Raw genomic sequence first — 17,104 nt, forward strand, 5'->3', positions numbered from 1 at the left:
TCTTTCATTTCAAACCTATTCATATTAATCAATCAAAATTACTCCCCCACCCGTGAAAATCAGAGATAGCATGTAAATAAACACTTCTAAAGAAAGAAACATTGTCTTGTTATGACCATATCTCAGTAAATAAGTTGAGCTTATCGGTTATTTCTTTAACACATTTACAGCATCTCTCCCTTCCTCAATTCCAACTGGTTGCATGAGTATTTTTTTTGCTTCTGTTTTTGCATAAAAAGCATATTTTGTTGATTTTAATTAAAATGGATGATCTAACCTCATTAAATACCCCACTTTTCAACATAATGAGCCAATCCATTTCATGGATCGCTCAATAAAAGGAAGTCTCTAATAGGGAGCTTCTCTCTTATCCCAAACAGACCTGTATACATAACGTTTTCCCTGAAATTTAAAGGGAATAAAAATTAACCGTAAAAACATGTATTTCTCAAAGCATATTTTTCGAATAAATTGTGGTGCTTCTTTACAAAGTCGAAAGAAAAATCATATTACAGAGAACATGACACTTCATATAGCTCTTTTCCAACCTGATATTGCTGGTAATACTGGAACGATTTTACGTCTTAGCGCTTGCTTTGGTTTACATGTGCACATTATTGAACCTGCAGGCTTTAATCTGTCGGATCGTAATCTCAAACGCGCAGGATTGGATTATCTCGAATATGCTTCCTTAGAACGACACATTGATTGGCAACATTTTATAAGCTCCATGAAACACTTAAACCGCCGCCTGTTGCTTTTAAGTACAAAAGCAAAAACATGCTATACGCAGATATGCTATCAAAGAAATGATGTTTTACTTTTTGGTCGTGAAACAGCTGGCGTTCCCGATTATGTTCATGAAGCGGCCGATTACACATTGAAAATTCCCATGCAACCACAGGCACGCTCTCTAAATCTCGCCATGAGCGTAGCCATAACAACAGGAGAAGCATTACGCCAAATTGGTTATCATGAAAGAACCTGTAATCTATAAAACACAGCAATTCCACTAAAATTTTTAATAGAACGATAAAAATACATAAAATATGGTTTTAAATAATTAAAAAATATTTTTTATAGCGTATAATAAGTAATTAAAAGCGCATACGTTTCAATAATACTTTTGGAATAACTTACAGAATTCCTGTAAAAAAACATAAATTATTACGAAAAACAATATACAATATATAAAAAACAGTTAGAGCGTATAATGCCTATCATTTTCCAACAATTAAGTGCTGATAAAATAAACATTTCTTAGTGCCCATCATATCCATTTCATATCACCACCTATAAATGATTAAATACTCCTCCTAGTAAAAATCCATTAGACATCCCCCTCTTCATGCTCATACAAAGTACAAACAGCTATCACTATTCTCTTTATTCGTTCTCATTTTCGAGAATCCTTATCTTTGAGATGGTTCATAAGAGACATTTTTCCTCTCTGTAATCATTTTTCCTCACTTGTGACATCTAAGGCAATAATTTTGATTGATGTAATATGAACAGGTTTGAAATAACCTTACAATATTTGGAGCTCTTGTTTCACATGAAAAATTACTATTATAAATTAATATGTTGACTTAAAAAATATAAACAACAGTGGGTTTGTAAACAGATATATTATAAATCAATTTTTTCTAATAATACATGACGATCCATTAAAAATCCGCTTTCAACCCATATCATTTCTAGCTCTTTAAGCTTTTTTCCTAAAAGTACACCTTTCGTAAAACCTTTCTTTATTAAATCGTTACCATTAATAGGAAAAGTTGGAATCTGCCATTTTTTGGCAAGTTGATGAAGCTTGACATAACCCTCTGCTTTTTGCAAAGCATCACTTTTTTCCAGATGATCAAGATGTGATGCAGCGACAGACAACGATAATTGATCTAAAACTGGCTGTCGTCCATGAAAATAAATCAGTTTTTGCACAAAATGATCAGAACAGTTTTGGTTTATTATTTCTAACTCTGCCCATTCTTTTAATCGCGTTCTTTCTTTATGGGAAAAATGCAAGCGCTGTGCCATTTCATGAAGACGTATGGGGTCAGGAGGAAGAAGGCTTTCTAGCCGTAATAATGGATCAACTTTCCAACCAAGAGTCTGTTCTGTCTTCACCAATGCGTGAATTGCATCAATGCCCCATCGTTCTGTTTCAGGAAAAATGAGTGCCAAAACTCTGCTTTGTCGCATCCATAAAAGAGCACGCGTTGGATCAAACGCCGCAAGAAGCTTTTTCATTTCTGCCCAAATACGTTCAGAAGAAAGTTTTTTTAAACCGTGTTTTAAACGAACACATGCCTTCAATCCTTGCACATCAGGTCGCCCTGCTCCATACCAAGCAAAAAAGCGAAAAAACCGTAAAATACGCAAATAATCTTCGCAAATACGATCTTCTGCAACCCCAATAAAACGAACTGTTCGGCTAGCAATATCACTCAAACCTCCCACATCATCATAAAGGTTTCCAGCAGCATCACAATAAAGTGCATTTATCGTAAAATCCCGCCGTTCAGCATCTTTTTTCCAATCACGACCAAATGCCACTTTTGCATGACGACCATCTGTTTCAATATCGCAGCGAAGCGTTGTAACCTCATAAGAACATGAATGAGCAATTACTGTTATTGTACCAAAAGCAATCCCTGTAGGAATAGCTTTAAATCCTGCTTCTTCTACACGTGCAATAACCTGTTGCGGCAAACAGGTTGTTGCAATATCAATATCACTAATAGGCTGCCCTAGCAGTTGATTGCGCACTGCTCCCCCTACAATACGCGCCTCTTCCCCCTCCTCAGACAAAACACGAAGAAGTGTTTGAATATCACTTTGTTGTAACCACGCAACCTGTTTGAAGTTCTGTCTTATATTCACCCTTTAACCTTTCAAAAAAGTTGTCTTCACTGCTTTAAAGAACTCTCTTCATAAAACAAAATTTTTAAGACATCACTTATAAAACACGTCTATTCCGTCCAAAGAAACTTTTCTCTTCTTATATACGAATATGAAAAAAATGGCATATGATACTTCATTTCTTCTCATTTTCTGTTACAAACAATAAGATATTCATTATCATGCAAAGAAAATTACCATTTTTGCGACAAACGCCTTAAGGAAGAAATATGAGTCAACATGATCCATCATCCAATTTTATAAAAAAGGTCAATATCAATCATGAGGCTCAAGTCATTATTGATGATATTGATACGGCACACAAAGAATTGGATATTTTACAACAAGAAATTGACAAAGTTATTTTTGGGCAAAATCAGGTAATCGAATATGCTTTAATCGCTATTTTTGCTGGTGGTCACGCCCTTCTTGTCGGTGCTCCAGGACTTGCAAAAACACGTCTTGTTGAAACATTGGGAACAGTCTTAGGACTTGATGAAAAACGCATCCAATTCACTCCTGACTTAATGCCATCGGATATTATTGGTTCTGAAATTATGGATTCCGATAAAGACGGTAAACGTTCTTTTCGATACATTCAAGGTCCTATTTTTACGCAACTTCTCATGGCCGATGAAATCAATCGTGCTTCCCCACGGACACAGTCAGCCCTTTTACAAGCTATGCAAGAATATCATGTCACTGTTGCAGGTACCCGTTATGATTTGCCACAACCTTTTCATGTTCTTGCAACGCAAAACCCTCTCGAACAAGAAGGGACATATCCACTTCCTGAAGCACAACTGGATCGCTTTTTGATGCAAATCGATATTGACTATCCTGACCTCACAACAGAGCGACGGATTATTTTAGAAACAACAAAAGAAAAAAAAACAAATGCAAAACCAATTTTATCCGGCAAAAAATTGCAAAAAATTCAAAATATCGTTCGCAAAATGCCTCTTTCAGAAAATGTGATTGAAGCTATTTTAAAAATTGTCCGCTCATCTCGCCCTCATAAAGACAATAGCCTTGCTAATACTTATGTTTCTTGGGGACCTGGTCCACGGGCATCACAAGCCCTTTCACTTTGTGTTCGCGCCCGTGCTCTTTATTATGGACGCTTAGCCCCTTCACTTGATGATGTTGAAGCATTAGCCTATCCCGTATTACAACACCGCATGGCTCTTAATTTTTCTGCCCGTGCTGAAGATATAACCGTAAAAGATATTATCAATAACCTTGTGAAAGATGCTCTTTGAATGGCACTTGGCAAAAAAGTTTTACAAAAGCCTCCATTGTCGCTGGCAAATGAACTGCATAAGGATACTGGCAAAATGCCATATTTCCTTTTGCAAGCGCGTCATATCGCTAATACACTGATAACCGGATGGCACAGACAACGTAAAAGCGGTAATGGGGAAAACTTTTGGCAATTTCGTCCCTATATGGAAGGAGAATCCATTACCCGCATTGATTGGCGTCGCTCAGCGCGTGATGAAAATACGTATCTGCGCGAAAACGAATGGCAAATGACACAAACCGTTTGGCTTTGTCCTGATCAGAGCGCATCAATGCATTACTGTTCGCACTTTTCTAAAATCTCTAAAGGTAATCATGCCATTATTCTTACCCTTACCTTGGCATCCCTTCTTGCACGCAGTGGCGAACATATTGCTATTCCCAACTTAATGTCCCCCACAATGACATCCAATGTCGTAGAACGAATAGCCTTTGCTTTAGAAAATCATTCAGATGAAAATTCATTTCCGGATTTTTCAACGATTACACGCTTTTCACATGTCGTTATAATGAGTGATTTTCTCGACTATCCTGAAAAAATCATCCAACATTTAACCGTTTTAACTACAAAACAGGTGACAGCTCATTTAATTGAAATTTCTGATCCCGCAGAAGAAAGCTTTCCCTACACAGGTCACACAGAATTTTTGGATCCTGAAACGAAAGAGAAACATGTTTCCACTAAAGCAGAAGATCTTCGTAAGAGCTATTGTAAACTATATCACGCAAGGCGACAAGAATTGGTAAATTTTTGCGCACGCCAAGGATGGTCTTATCACGTTAGTACAACGGATCAACCTTTAACAGAGACCATTTTTCATCTTGCAAATACAATGAGCGACTCTCCATTGCAAAAAAGGAGGGCACTTTGAGTTTTGCTGCTCCCTTTCTGTTACTAGGGCTTTTGTTCCTACCGGTCATTTGGTGGCTGTTGCGGATAACTCCTCCATCTCCGCGCAAAGAGCTTTTTCCCCCTTTTCGCTTCTTACCCAAACCAACTCATCAACAAGAAACAGCAAAACATACACCTTGGTGGTTGCTCTTGTTGCGTTTAACCATAGCGGCACTTGTTATCATAGCTCTAGCACGCCCCACTTGGAATCAAAAACCAATCAGCTTTTCTGGATCTCAACCCCTTGCACTCATTATTGATAATGGTTGGGCTTCTGTAAAAGAATGGAAAAAGCGCATCTCTATCACTGAAATGCTTCTTGTACAGGCAGAAAAACAGCAAAAAAATATTTATCTTGTTGCAACGGCTGAAAATGATATCTCCAATATAGAGCCCCAACCAGCCAAGATTATAAAACAGCATTTAATGCATTTGCAACCGCGTCCTTGGCCTGTCAACCGTGTGCATGCCTTCAAAAAACTCAGCGAAATAACCAAAGGAAAACCTCTTGATATTGCTTATTTAAGTGATGGATTACGAACAAATGAAGATGAGCAAGCTTTTGCTCATCTTGAAGAATTAAAACCTAGAAACTTCTTGTGGTATTTGACTGATATTTCCGATTTAACCGGCATAACATCCATAGAAAATAACAATGGAAACATGGGCGCGCGTATTATCCGCTCAACAACACACAGCAACACTCCCGCTATACTCAGCCTCTACGATTCAAATAATCAACTTCTCGGTCAATTTACGAACAATTTCTCTGAAGGAGAAACAACAGCACTTGTTCCTTTTAATGTACCACTTGAACTACGCAATGATATCGCTTGGATAAAAATAAACAATCAAAACCATGCTGCTGCAACCTTCTTGGTAGACAGCCATAACAGGATAAGCCGTGTTGCTCTTCTCTCACCAGATACCAATGAAATGGCACAGCCTTTACTTGCTCCATTTTATTACATTATCAAAGCCTTACAAGGTCATACACAGCTTATAACAGCCGGTGGAAGAGAACTTTCAACGGATATTGATCATTTGCTTAAACAAAATCCATCTGTTTTGATTATGGGTGACATTGTTAACATACCCCCAAAAGCAGAAAAAAAACTTTCTGATTTTGTGAATAAAGGGGGAACACTCATCCGCTTTGCAGGAGAAAAACTCAGTAGTGCAGAACATTACGATAACCTTCTTCCGATACCACTACGCCCAGGTCAACGTTCCCTTGGAAGTATTATGTCTTGGACAAAACCACAAAAGCTTGCCCCTTTTGCAAAAAATAGCTTTTTCTTTGATCTTCCTTTTCCAAAAGATGTCACTGTCTCGCGCCAAATCCTCGCAGAACCAACCCCAGATCTTTTTGAAAAAACGTGGCTTAGCCTTTCGGATGGAACTCCTCTTATTACCGCAGCAAAACGTGGTAAAGGAACCCTCATTCTTATTCATGTTGCTCCTGACCCAACATGGTCTAATCTTCCTCTTTCTGGCTTTTTTGCACAAATGCTGCAAAAATTAATCACATTAGGTTCTAACGAAAACACAAACCTAACACACAGAGAAAAAAGAACCGTGGTACAAAGCCCTTGGCGAACTATAGCCGTTGACGGACAATTACAAGTACCACCCTCTGATGTTGTTCCTTTGATCTTTGACTCTCAAAATCCACCCCATCCTTCCTACCATACTCCCCCAGGACTTTATGGTGTCAAAAACAATTTTTATGCACTCAATCTCTTAACTCATTCGTCGCACTTGATGAAACAATCATCATTGCCAACTTCTCTTAATAAAAGCCCTTTATCTTACGATACAAAAGAAAAAAATCTTATTGGTCCACTTTTAGGATTAGCCATCTTATTATTCGCCTTTGACAATTTTCTCATTTTATGGATGGGAGATATTTTTTCTTTCATGAAACGGCGTAATATGTTTCTCCTCCCCTTTATAAGTCTTATTGCCTTGTTTTCATATGATCCAACTCTTCATGCACAAACGAAAGAAAACCATCATGATAGTGTACAAGCTGCCGGCGCAACACATCTTGCCTATGTTATAACCAATAATCATGAAATTGATACAACGAGTAAAAGTGGTCTAGAAGCGTTAAGTCAATTTATCGCAGAGCGCACAATGCTTACCCTCGGCTCTGTTACAGCACTTGATCTCGATAAAGATGAACTCTCTTTTTATCCTCTTATTTACTGGCCAATTGATGTTAAAAGTCCTATACCAACCCCCAAAAGCCTTGAAAAAATAAATAACTTTATGAAACATGGGGGAACAATTTTATTTGACACGCGCGATCAGATAAAGAGTAATCTTAATCTTGAAGGAGATGCCACTCCAGAAACGCAAAGATTACGAGATATCTTAAAAGAGTTAAATATTCCATCCATTGAGCCAGCATCAACAGATCATGTTGTTGCACGTTCTTTTTATATTATGCCAGATTTTCCAGGTCTCTACCGTGGTTCACCTTTATGGATTGAATCCTCCTCAACAAACAAAAAAAATAAAAATTCTCTTGCCAGCGGCGATAATGTAAGTTCTCTTCTCATTACTGCCAATAACTTTGCCGGTGCTTGGGCACTCGATGAAAAAGGGACATGGAAATATCCCCTTGTTCCCAATGATCCCATGCAACGTCTATGGGCATTTCGTGCAGGTTTAAATATTGTCCTTTATGTTCTTACAGGAAACTATAAAGCGGATCAAGTTCATGTTCCAGCACTCTTGGAACGCTTTAAAAGAGAAAGAAGGCAATGATATCATTTTTCACTTTTCAGCCTTTTTTACCACTCATTTGGATTCTGTTCTTAAGTGGAATATCGATTCTTTTTGTCGTTGTTGGTCTTGTTACGCAACGGCAAGGTTCTTTATTTCGTCTGATGGCATTAAGCGCCCTCATCCTTGCTTTGCTCAATCCAATGATCATAAAAGAACAGCGCGAACCACTGAAAAGCACAGTGGGAATTGTTATTGACCGCAGCAAAAGCCAAACATTTGGAACACGTACAAACGACAGTGATGAAGCGCGCGCGCAATTAACTCAAGCATTGGCGCATTATCCACAATTTGAACCACGCTTTATTGAAGCTGGAAAACTTGCTGATAATCAGTATGCGCCCTCAACGAATTTGTTTGAGGCTTTAACACAAGCAGTATCTGATGTACCGCTCTCTCGTTATGCAGGAACCATTTTTATCACCGATGGACAAGTGCATGACATTCCTGACCTATCAGACCTTCATCATGAAGCCCCTCTCAATGCCCTGATTACAGGGCACTCAGATGAATTTGATCGCCAAATTAAGTTTATCTCTCCTCCACGATTTGCCCTTGTCAACAAACCACAAACGCTCTCCATTTTGGTAGAAGATAAAGGCCCCACCAAAAAAACAATACCACAGAAAGCAAATATTACATTAAGCGTCAATGGACAAGACATTGGCCATTATTCTGTGACTCCTGGCGTGATTTTTCAAACTGAAATTACCCTTCCTCATGCTGAAAAAAATATTATCCAAGTTATAACCGATCCACACAAAGGTGAACTAAGCTTTGAAAACAACCGCGCCATAACAATTATTGAAGGAATCAGAGAAAATTTACGCGTTCTTCTTATTTCAGGTGCTCCTTATAATGGAGAACGGACATGGCGAGACCTTTTGAAAGGTGACTCCAATATTGATCTTGTTCACTTTACTATTTTGCGTCCTCCCACCAAAGCAGATAATACGCCCTCAAGCCAATTATCCTTAGTGGTCTTTCCCACAAGAAAACTCTTTGTTGAAGAAATTAATAACTTTGATCTCATCATCCTTGATGGCTACCAGCACTCTACTGTTCTCCCCTTAATCTATTATGATTATATCGCCCAATATGTACAAAAGGGGGGGGCATTGTTGATGGTAACAGGACCTGAATTTGCCAAAAAAAACTCACTTGCGAAAACACCTTTAATAAGCATTTTACCGGCATTACCTAATGGAACTATTATTGAAAAACCTTTTCGCCCCACATTAACCAAAGAAGGTGAGCGCCATCCTGTCACAAGAGGTCTTGCAACACTTAACCTTCCAGCTTCTCAATGGGGGCAATGGTTGAGACAAATTGCTATTCAAAACATAAATAACGGAATCGCCCTCATGAAAGGAGCCGATGAGCAACCACTTTTACTTCTCTCTCATGTTGATAAAGGACGTGTAGGCATGTTGCTTTCTGATGAAAGTTGGCTTTGGGCTCGAGGTTTCGAAGGCGGCGGTCCTTATGCTGCTCTTTATCGACGAATTGCTCATTGGCTCATGAAAGAACCAGAACTTGAAGAAGAAAAATTAAGTGCGACCAGCAGCCATCATCATTTAACAATTCGCCGCCAAACTCTAAAAGACCATCCAGAACCCGCTGAAATAATCTTTCCCTCTGGAAAAAAAGAAAATATTACTCTGACCAAAGAGCAAGAAGGCCTTTTTACTGCAACTGTGACCACTGATGAGACAGGAATTTTTACCATTAAAAATGGCGATTTAACAATACTTTCTTCTGTAGGGATGCTCGATAATCTTGAGTTGTTTGACTTGACTTCAACACAAGAAAAACTAGCCCCCATTATTAAGCACACAGGCGGCTACATCGGACGTTTACACCCTGAGGGAAAAGAAAACATTCATCTTCCTCCATTCAAACTGATTCAATCAAAAACAAGTCCGTCCTCTTCCCCAGCACATTCAATTGTTCTGAAAGAAGCAACAGAAACCCGTTTAATCAATACCTTTTATTTTTCGATATTTTCTGGTTTTTTTGCATTGCTTGCTTGCCTTTTACTGTTGAGCAGCATGTGGTATTATGAAGGACGTTAAAAGGTTTGAGATTTCGTATAATAGTTTTAAAATTCAGCTTATCTTTTTACGTATTTACTTGTCTTTTATAATTAGATAACGTATTGATTTATAACTAAAAATACAGTATAATTCTCCTTATTTCAAATATCCTCATATTAAAAAAATAAAAAACATTCTCTTGCGTATTATTAGAAGAGATGCAGTATGGATAGAAACCATCGAAGAAAAGAATGAAATACCTCTTATGAATCCTCTTAAAGCAAGGATTTTCATAAAATTGGAGGAAAATAGTATGATGTTTTTTATTTGCACCTTGTATAAGCGTAGAGATGGTAGTGTACAGTAAGCCCTATATACTTCACAGAAGCTTTCTATTATATATAGCATCGAATACCGGTCGTGAAATTAGCTCAAACGCATTGAGAAATGTTTTTTTTACAAATATGTGAATGTACAACACAATGATATTCTATTGGGGATATTCTATTTGGAACATTCCGCTTGAGGCGTTCTTTTTTGCAAGCTAATTTTTATTTTACAATCTTTCTTGCCTTTAAGCACTAACTTATCTTATGTTTATTTTTTAAATCGTTTTTAATACTCTACGAGCTTTTATGTTTTATCTTGCCCATATATCGGATGTACATCTTTCACCTCTCCCGCAACCTTCCCTCTTCGAACTTTCTGGGAAACGTCTTACCGGTTATCTGAATTGGCAAAAAAAACGTAAGAGTCAGATGGCAACAGACGTCCTAGAAACTTTAATAGATGCCTTGAACAAAACAAAACCTGATCACCTTGTGATCTCTGGTGATCTTGTAAATCTTGCTCTCGATAAGGAATTTGAACAAGCACGTCGTTGGCTACTTAACTTAGGACAACCTCAAGATATTTCTTTGACATTTGGAAATCACGATGCCTATGTCCGCGGCGCTTTCCAAAAAGCATGCACTCTCTTTAAACCTTGGATTACAGGTGACATCCCTCAAAAAAGCGTCTTTCCTTATATGCGCATTCGCAAAGATGTTGCCATCATAGCAGCTTCTTCAGCCATTGCGACACTGCCTTTTCAAGCTTCTGGTTATTTTGGTAAAATGCAAGCGCAAACTTTACCGCTCTTTTTAAAAGAAGCAGCACAGCGCAACCTTTTTCGTGTCGTCATGATTCACCATCCCCCCTTTCCCAATGCAACGTCTTGGCATAAAAAACTACGGGATATAAAACGTTTTCTAAACGTTATCAAATATCACGGTTGTGAACTTATTCTTCACGGACATACTCATTTACCCACATTGAATTACATTGAAGGACCAATTAAAAAAATTCCTATTGTTGGTGTTCCTTCCGCATCACAAGCTTTTGGTGATAAAAAACCACCCGCAGGCTTTAATTTATTTTCCATTGAACGCTTACAAAATCAATGGCATTGCCAATTACAACGTTATAGCATTATAAACCCCAAAAACGAGATTGCATGTACTGAAACAATTAATCTTTAAACACCTTCATAGTTGCCAAAACAACCAAAAACGAAAATATTTTTATTTCACATCCCTTTGGAAATCATAATTCTTATTTCCCTTTTTCTCCTTAAAAGACAAAGTTTCACCTTCTCTGTTAATAGATCAATTTTTCTCAGAGAATTCCATCTGCTGCCCCACTTATGTAACGAGCTTTTTACAAACTTATTGGTTTTCTTCCTTCCCGCCCTAAAGGACGAAAATTCTACCCCATCTGATTTATAAATAATCCGGATTCTTGTCGCATGGGTTCCAGCTGCTAATTGCGCATGTGATTTACTTCACAAAGCTCTACACATAAACCCTGCTTTAAATTTCATCATACACTCCTCCAAAAGCATCTAATGCGTAAAATCCTTATAATATTACAATGATGATATTTTATAGAATAATAGAGAAGCTCATTCAGCTTCTATACCTGAAAATAGATGACTAAAAAAGCCAAATAATAACTAAAGTATATAATTTCAATAACCCAACCTATTTGTGATTTATAAACAAATAATGTTGATTGATTTATCGTAAATAGATTTGAAATAATCCCTTACTATTTCACTCGACATTTATTATCGTATATTTAAAAAAAATAATAGATTATATTTCGATAACAGATATAGGTAATAATGTTTTTTATGTCTCGATAAATTCCTAATTTACTATCTATTTTTTCCTATAAATAACTTTATAATACTCTTTATAATTATTTTATTATTATAAATTATTATTTATAATATCACATAAAATATCTAATAATAAAAATTATAATATGAATTTTTATTATTATTGAGTTATATTGCGGATGTAATTTTATGTGCTTTAGAATTTTTTGCGATCTTTTTGTTATTAAATAAAATATTTTACGATAACGCAAAACAGAAAAGTCGATTGTATCAGAGGTCTTTCAAATAAAACAAAACGCCATTAAGTTGCCAATTCATGTGTTGGTTTAAAAAAGCATCTTTTACAGCACCCAAACTCATTTCCCGACGGCACCTATGAATGATGTAATGATAAGTCCATTTAGCATCACCATCTTTACGTTTATGGAAAAGCAAGCTAGTATCAAATCTCACACTTTGCCAATCCCCAATGTAGCGACAGCTTTTGGCACTTAAGATGATTCATAAGAGGCATTTTTATTCTTTCTTTAATGTTGTTTATCTCACTGCTCTCCCTCCTTTTGACGTACAAAAGACGCGGTTTTGATTGGTCAACATGGTATAGGTTTAAAATGAGAAAATCTTATGATCCTTGGATCTCTCACTCAACATGACAAAAAGTAAATTATATTTATAAATCAACGTATTGTTCGAATAAAATAGTAGCTCTTTTGAGTGAAGAATATTTTCCAGCGCATATCTGAAAAATAAAAGCCTCATTCGAAAATGAGACTTTTGAATTGTTTAATTCTGCAAAAAATTAAAATTTATAAGCTACACCCACACGGAAATCATTTGTTTTGTAGCCCATTTCAAATTTATCCTGTATGAACTTTTTTTTGCCAAAATCTGAATAACGATATTCTGCACGCACAATAACATTATCAGTCATTGCAAAATCAATACCACCTCCAAGGGTGTAACCAATCATGGTCTTTTTTTCATCATGCAACCAATCAGAAAAATCAACTTCTCCATTTTTGCTATCAGTAACTAACCCAAAAATATTCTGAAGCTGCGTATAAGCAACCCCTCCGGAAATATAAGGCATCATACGCTCAATCGCAAAACCAACTCTCACCCGTGTAGCACCAGCCCATTTTTGTTTTAAGGTATGACGTACAGCTTTAATACGCCTTGTTGAATCATTCTCATGCAAATCTCTTGTTAGACTTTTTTCTTCTGTAGGTTGTGGTTTTTCTTCAGTTGGACTTTTTTCCGGTAGATCGACATCTTTAGAATCCTTTTTACCAGACCACATAATATCCGTATCAATACCTATAATAAAACTATTATCGATATCAATATTGGAACCTGCATAAACTCCCCCTATAAAACCAGAAAGTTTAGGTAAATTCTCCTTTCCAATTGGATTCCATATCCTTGTCTCATCTTTTAAATAACTTGCAGTTGTTTTACCTGAAAAGTTACCAATCTGTCCTCCAAGATAAAATCCTGTCCAAGAAAAAGCAGGCGCTGCAATAACAGGAACAGGCTGTTCAGGAATAGCGATATCCGACGCCTGTACTACAGAAATTGAAATTAAAGAAAATATAGATGTTGAGGCTAAATACTTTGTAATCATAATTGCTCCCCTAAAAGCTAATGTGATACATAAATAATAATAAATCGTTTCACACTTTTTTCAAAAAATCTATAGCAAAAATGACACAGTTGAAAAATTAAAATCTTATTTATAATTTCCTAAAACTATTAATCTATAGTAGCTTTTATAGCTTCATATTGATCATTATTATCCAGAATTATATAAATAATTATAATATCAATTTTTTGAAAAGAATGAGATAAGGCTCATAAAGCATATCATTCACTAAACTAGTCACTCATCGCTTTTTGTATAAAGAATAATACCTAGAATAGCACATTTAACAGAGAAATTTTTTCATCACACTTGAAAAACCACTAGAGAACTTCACTCTAACCCTCTCAAGCGTGTAATGAAATAAAAGACAAAAATTAATATAAAAATGGAATTAATAATTTTTATTATTCTTATAGAATTATTTTAATGTTTCATGATTTTTGTAAAAACTGAACAGACCAATTGCCCAGTTTCTGCAATTAATTTTTCAACACGAAGCAAATCAGGTTCCCCAACACTATTTAACAAAAGGTCACTTAATCCAGGTGGCATGTCATTGGGATCAAGAGAATCATTTAAGCAAAGCCGTATAATTTGACTCAAATTTGTATAAAGACGATAGGCATAATGTAAATCAGCAATACATGACTGATTAAGAAAACTGTTTGGTAAGTGATCTAAAATATCCGCTGTCGTCGCTCCAATTTGAAACTCAATGACATGCGTAATAAGAGAAAATTGAGCAATAAACTCCAAATCCATAATGCCACCAGACATCGTTTTTAAATCCCATTGATTTTTTGGCGGCTTTTCTTTTGCAATCAAGGAACGCATTTCACACACTTCTTTTGCAACTTCCTTCTTATCACGAGAAATAGCAATAATTGCACACACTTCATTTTCTAGCTTTTGTAAAAAATCAGGATCTCCTGCAATGCCTCGAGCCCTTGTTAAAGCAAGATATTCCCATATCCATGCTTCTTGGCGATAATACTTTTTAAAAAATGGAAAAGAAACAGCAATAGGTCCTTTATTGCCTAACGGCCGTAACCTTAAATCAACGACATAAAGAACACCTTGGCTTGTAAGAGTGGATAAAGCAGAAACGAGGCGCTGTGCTAAACGCGTATAATATTGAGAAATATAAAGAGGCTTTTCTCCATCAGATATTTCTGCATCATCATCATGTTCATAAAGCAAAACGAGGTCAACATCGGAATCTGCTGTTAATTCACGACTTCCAAGTTTCCCCATACCCAATATGCCAACACGCCCCCCTTTAATACGACCATGAAGACGAGAAAATTCCTCTTGAACGGTAGCAAATGTTTTTGTAATCATAAGATCAGCAAGTGCAGTAAAAGCAAAACCCGCTCTTTCTCCTGTAATTGCACCATTCAAAATTCGAATACCAATCAAAAAACGTTGTTCATCTGCAAAAATCCTTAAATGGTCAAGAATCTCCTCATAAGAAAGAACATTTTCAAGAAAATATTCAAGCCGTTTTTCTAAATACGTTTTTGTTGGTAATTCTGAAAGAATATTTGGGTCTAACATTCCATCAAAAACGTGGGATCTGCGTGTAATAATTTCTGCAAGACGTGGAGCAGCACCCATAATAAGGACAAGCATATCCAAAAGAGAGGGATTAGACTGCAAAAGACTAAAAAGCTGAATTCCTGAAGGTAAGCCCTGTAAAAAACCATCAAAACGCAACATCGCCTCATCAGCTCGTTTTGTCCCACCAAAAGCTTTCAAAAGAGCTGGTGTTAATTCCGTTAATCTCTCGCGTGCTTCGGCTGATTGCGTTGCTTTATAACGACCAAAATGGAGCGTGCGCATAATACGACAAATATCACTTGCTCTTTCGAAGCCTAAACGGCTTAACGTTATTAATGTCTCCGGATCATCTTCTTCACCGGTAAAAACTAAATTACCAATTTCTAAACCAAGTTCTTGCTCATTCTCAAACAGTGCTGCATAATGTTTTTCAACAACCTGAAGTGTTTTTAATAAATCACGGATAAAACTGCTACTGTCTTGATAACCCATTAAATAGGCAACACTTGTGAATTGAGCAGTATCATTTGGAAGAAGATGTGTTTGTTCATCGAAAAGCATTTGAATACGATGTTCCACATTTCGAAGAAAAGCATAACTTTTTATAAGGCTATTTCTCGTTTTCTCACTGATCCAACCAAGCGTGTGAAGTTCTGCTAACATTGCAACTGTCTGACGTCCACGTAATTGAGGAAAACGTCCACCAGCAATGAGTTGCTGTGTCTGAACAAAAAACTCAATCTCACGAATACCACCACGACCTAACTTTATATTATGCCCATAAGCTGCAATTTGACCGTAATTTTTATGCGCATGAATTTGACGTTTGATCGAATGAATATCAGCAATAGCAGCGTAATCTAAATATTTCCGCCATACATAGGGAAAAAGCTCTTTGATAAAGTTAAAACCTGCCCTCTTATCACCAGCAACTGGACGTGCTTTAATCATGGCTGCTCGTTCCCAATTTTGCCCACGCCCTTCGTAATAACGCAATGCAGTCCTTACTGGTAAGGCCAAAGGGGTTGATCCTGGATCTGGACGAAGACGAAAATCAAGACGAAAAACATATCCTTCCGCAGTGCGTTCTTGAATGATACGGATTAATCGGCGTACCATTTTAGAAAATACGTCAACACTTTCAGAAAGATTACCAATATGAGGTGATGTTTCATCAATGAAAACAATAAGATCAATATCAGAAGAATAATTAAGTTCCCCTGCTCCTAACTTTCCCATCCCTAAAATAATTAAACCACAGTCTTTTTCTGGATTCTCACGGCTTAATAAATTGATCTTACCATGATCATGCGCTTCTCTTAATAGAAAACGTAGTGCTACACTTAATGCTGCTTCGCCCAAACGTGTCAACCAAGCACATGAAACTTCGTAAGTAAAAACACCTCCCAAATCAGCTAAAGCAATGAGAACATGCGCTTCTCGTTTTTTGCGCCTTAAAGCAGCCATCAATGAAGTTTCATTTATAGTTTCATCCTTATCGATAGCCGTAATATCATCTATAATTTCGCTCAGCCTTGTTTCTATATCAACATTTAATAAAGCACTAAGATATGATGGATTGGCAATTAAAACCTCACGCAAAAAAGGAGATAAGGTCATAACCGAACTGATAAAATCAATCTGCGTTCCACTCTCTGAAATGATGGAAATAAGCGATTCTAAACCTTCTTTCCTTGCTTGTTCTTCCATGTCTTTTAACCATTGGGAACTACTTTTATCGAGAGGGCATAAAGGGAGAAGCTGTGTTTTTAAAAAAGCTTGTTTCGTCTGCGCTCCCTTGAAAAGCATTTTGCTTT

The 17,104-nt window shown here is 36.8% G+C and carries 9 protein-coding genes; 6 read left to right on the plus strand and 3 right to left on the minus strand.

What is annotated here, in order from left to right; all coding sequences use genetic code 11:
* Positions 1-520: 520 nt before the first annotated feature.
* Positions 521-997, plus strand: coding sequence for a tRNA (cytidine(34)-2'-O)-methyltransferase (locus ACFILD_RS02540; RefSeq protein ID WP_273791242.1), 477 nt, complete (start codon positions 521-523; stop codon positions 995-997).
* A 632-nt stretch (positions 998-1,629) separates the two neighbouring features.
* On the opposite strand, the gene ACFILD_RS02545 is transcribed toward ACFILD_RS02540, so the two are convergent.
* On the minus strand, positions 1,630-2,883 hold the full coding sequence (locus ACFILD_RS02545; RefSeq protein WP_375664716.1) for a CCA tRNA nucleotidyltransferase: 1,254 nt from the start codon (positions 2,881-2,883) through the stop codon (positions 1,630-1,632).
* 248 nt (positions 2,884-3,131) lie between these two features.
* On the opposite strand from ACFILD_RS02545, the gene ACFILD_RS02550 reads away from it, so the two are divergent.
* The 5 genes from ACFILD_RS02550 to ACFILD_RS02570 all read left to right on the plus strand — a co-directional run bounded on the left by ACFILD_RS02550 (position 3,132) and on the right by ACFILD_RS02570 (position 11,444).
* Positions 3,132-4,163, plus strand: a complete 1,032-nt coding sequence (locus ACFILD_RS02550) for an AAA family ATPase (protein ID WP_375664717.1) — start codon at positions 3,132-3,134, stop codon at positions 4,161-4,163.
* On the plus strand, positions 4,164-5,075 hold the full coding sequence (locus ACFILD_RS02555) for a DUF58 domain-containing protein (protein WP_375664718.1): 912 nt from the start codon (positions 4,164-4,166) through the stop codon (positions 5,073-5,075).
* A complete protein-coding gene (locus tag ACFILD_RS02560; protein WP_375664719.1) occupies positions 5,072-7,870 on the plus strand; it encodes a DUF4159 domain-containing protein in 2,799 nt (932 codons plus the stop codon). Before ACFILD_RS02555 ends, ACFILD_RS02560 begins: the two co-directional genes overlap by 4 nt.
* Complete coding sequence (locus ACFILD_RS02565; protein ID WP_375664720.1) at positions 7,867-9,963, plus strand: glutamine amidotransferase; 2,097 nt, start codon at positions 7,867-7,869, stop codon at positions 9,961-9,963. The genes ACFILD_RS02560 and ACFILD_RS02565 overlap by 4 nt, the downstream gene beginning before the upstream one ends.
* A 596-nt stretch (positions 9,964-10,559) precedes the next feature.
* The gene (locus ACFILD_RS02570; protein WP_375630853.1) at positions 10,560-11,444 is read left to right on the plus strand and encodes a metallophosphoesterase family protein; all 885 of its coding nucleotides are present in this window, start codon (positions 10,560-10,562) and stop codon (positions 11,442-11,444) included.
* Positions 11,445-12,884: 1,440 nt separating this feature from the next.
* Here ACFILD_RS02570 and ACFILD_RS02575 read toward each other — a convergent pair.
* Together ACFILD_RS02575 and ACFILD_RS02580 are read right to left on the minus strand one after the other, a co-directional pair.
* Positions 12,885-13,709 carry an outer membrane protein gene (locus tag ACFILD_RS02575; protein WP_273791555.1) on the minus strand — a complete coding sequence of 275 codons (825 nt, stop codon included), beginning with the start codon at positions 13,707-13,709 and terminating at the stop codon, positions 12,885-12,887.
* A 441-nt stretch (positions 13,710-14,150) separates the two neighbouring features.
* Positions 14,151-17,096 (minus strand): bifunctional [glutamine synthetase] adenylyltransferase/[glutamine synthetase]-adenylyl-L-tyrosine phosphorylase, encoded by a 2,946-nt coding sequence (locus ACFILD_RS02580; RefSeq protein ID WP_375664721.1) that lies wholly within the window; start codon positions 17,094-17,096, stop codon positions 14,151-14,153.
* Positions 17,097-17,104: the final 8 nt, after the last annotated feature.

This window comes from Bartonella sp. CL162QHHD (assembly GCF_042195435.1).
Lineage (GTDB): Bacteria > Pseudomonadota > Alphaproteobacteria > Rhizobiales > Rhizobiaceae > Bartonella.

What these genes read in the sequence shown, in the direction of transcription:
- ACFILD_RS02540 (WP_273791242.1), top strand. Translation starts at nt 521, where the DNA reads ATGACACTTCATATAGCTCTTTTCCAACCTGATATTGCTGGTAATACT.
- ACFILD_RS02550 (WP_375664717.1), top strand. Translation starts at nt 3,132, where the DNA reads ATGAGTCAACATGATCCATCATCCAATTTTATAAAAAAGGTCAATATC.
- ACFILD_RS02555 (WP_375664718.1), top strand. Translation starts at nt 4,164, where the DNA reads ATGGCACTTGGCAAAAAAGTTTTACAAAAGCCTCCATTGTCGCTGGCA.
- ACFILD_RS02565 (WP_375664720.1), top strand. Translation starts at nt 7,867, where the DNA reads ATGATATCATTTTTCACTTTTCAGCCTTTTTTACCACTCATTTGGATT.
- ACFILD_RS02570 (WP_375630853.1), top strand. Translation starts at nt 10,560, where the DNA reads ATGTTTTATCTTGCCCATATATCGGATGTACATCTTTCACCTCTCCCG.
- ACFILD_RS02575 (WP_273791555.1), bottom strand. Translation starts at nt 13,709, where the DNA reads ATGATTACAAAGTATTTAGCCTCAACATCTATATTTTCTTTAATTTCA.
- ACFILD_RS02580 (WP_375664721.1), bottom strand. Translation starts at nt 17,096, where the DNA reads ATGCTTTTCAAGGGAGCGCAGACGAAACAAGCTTTTTTAAAAACACAG.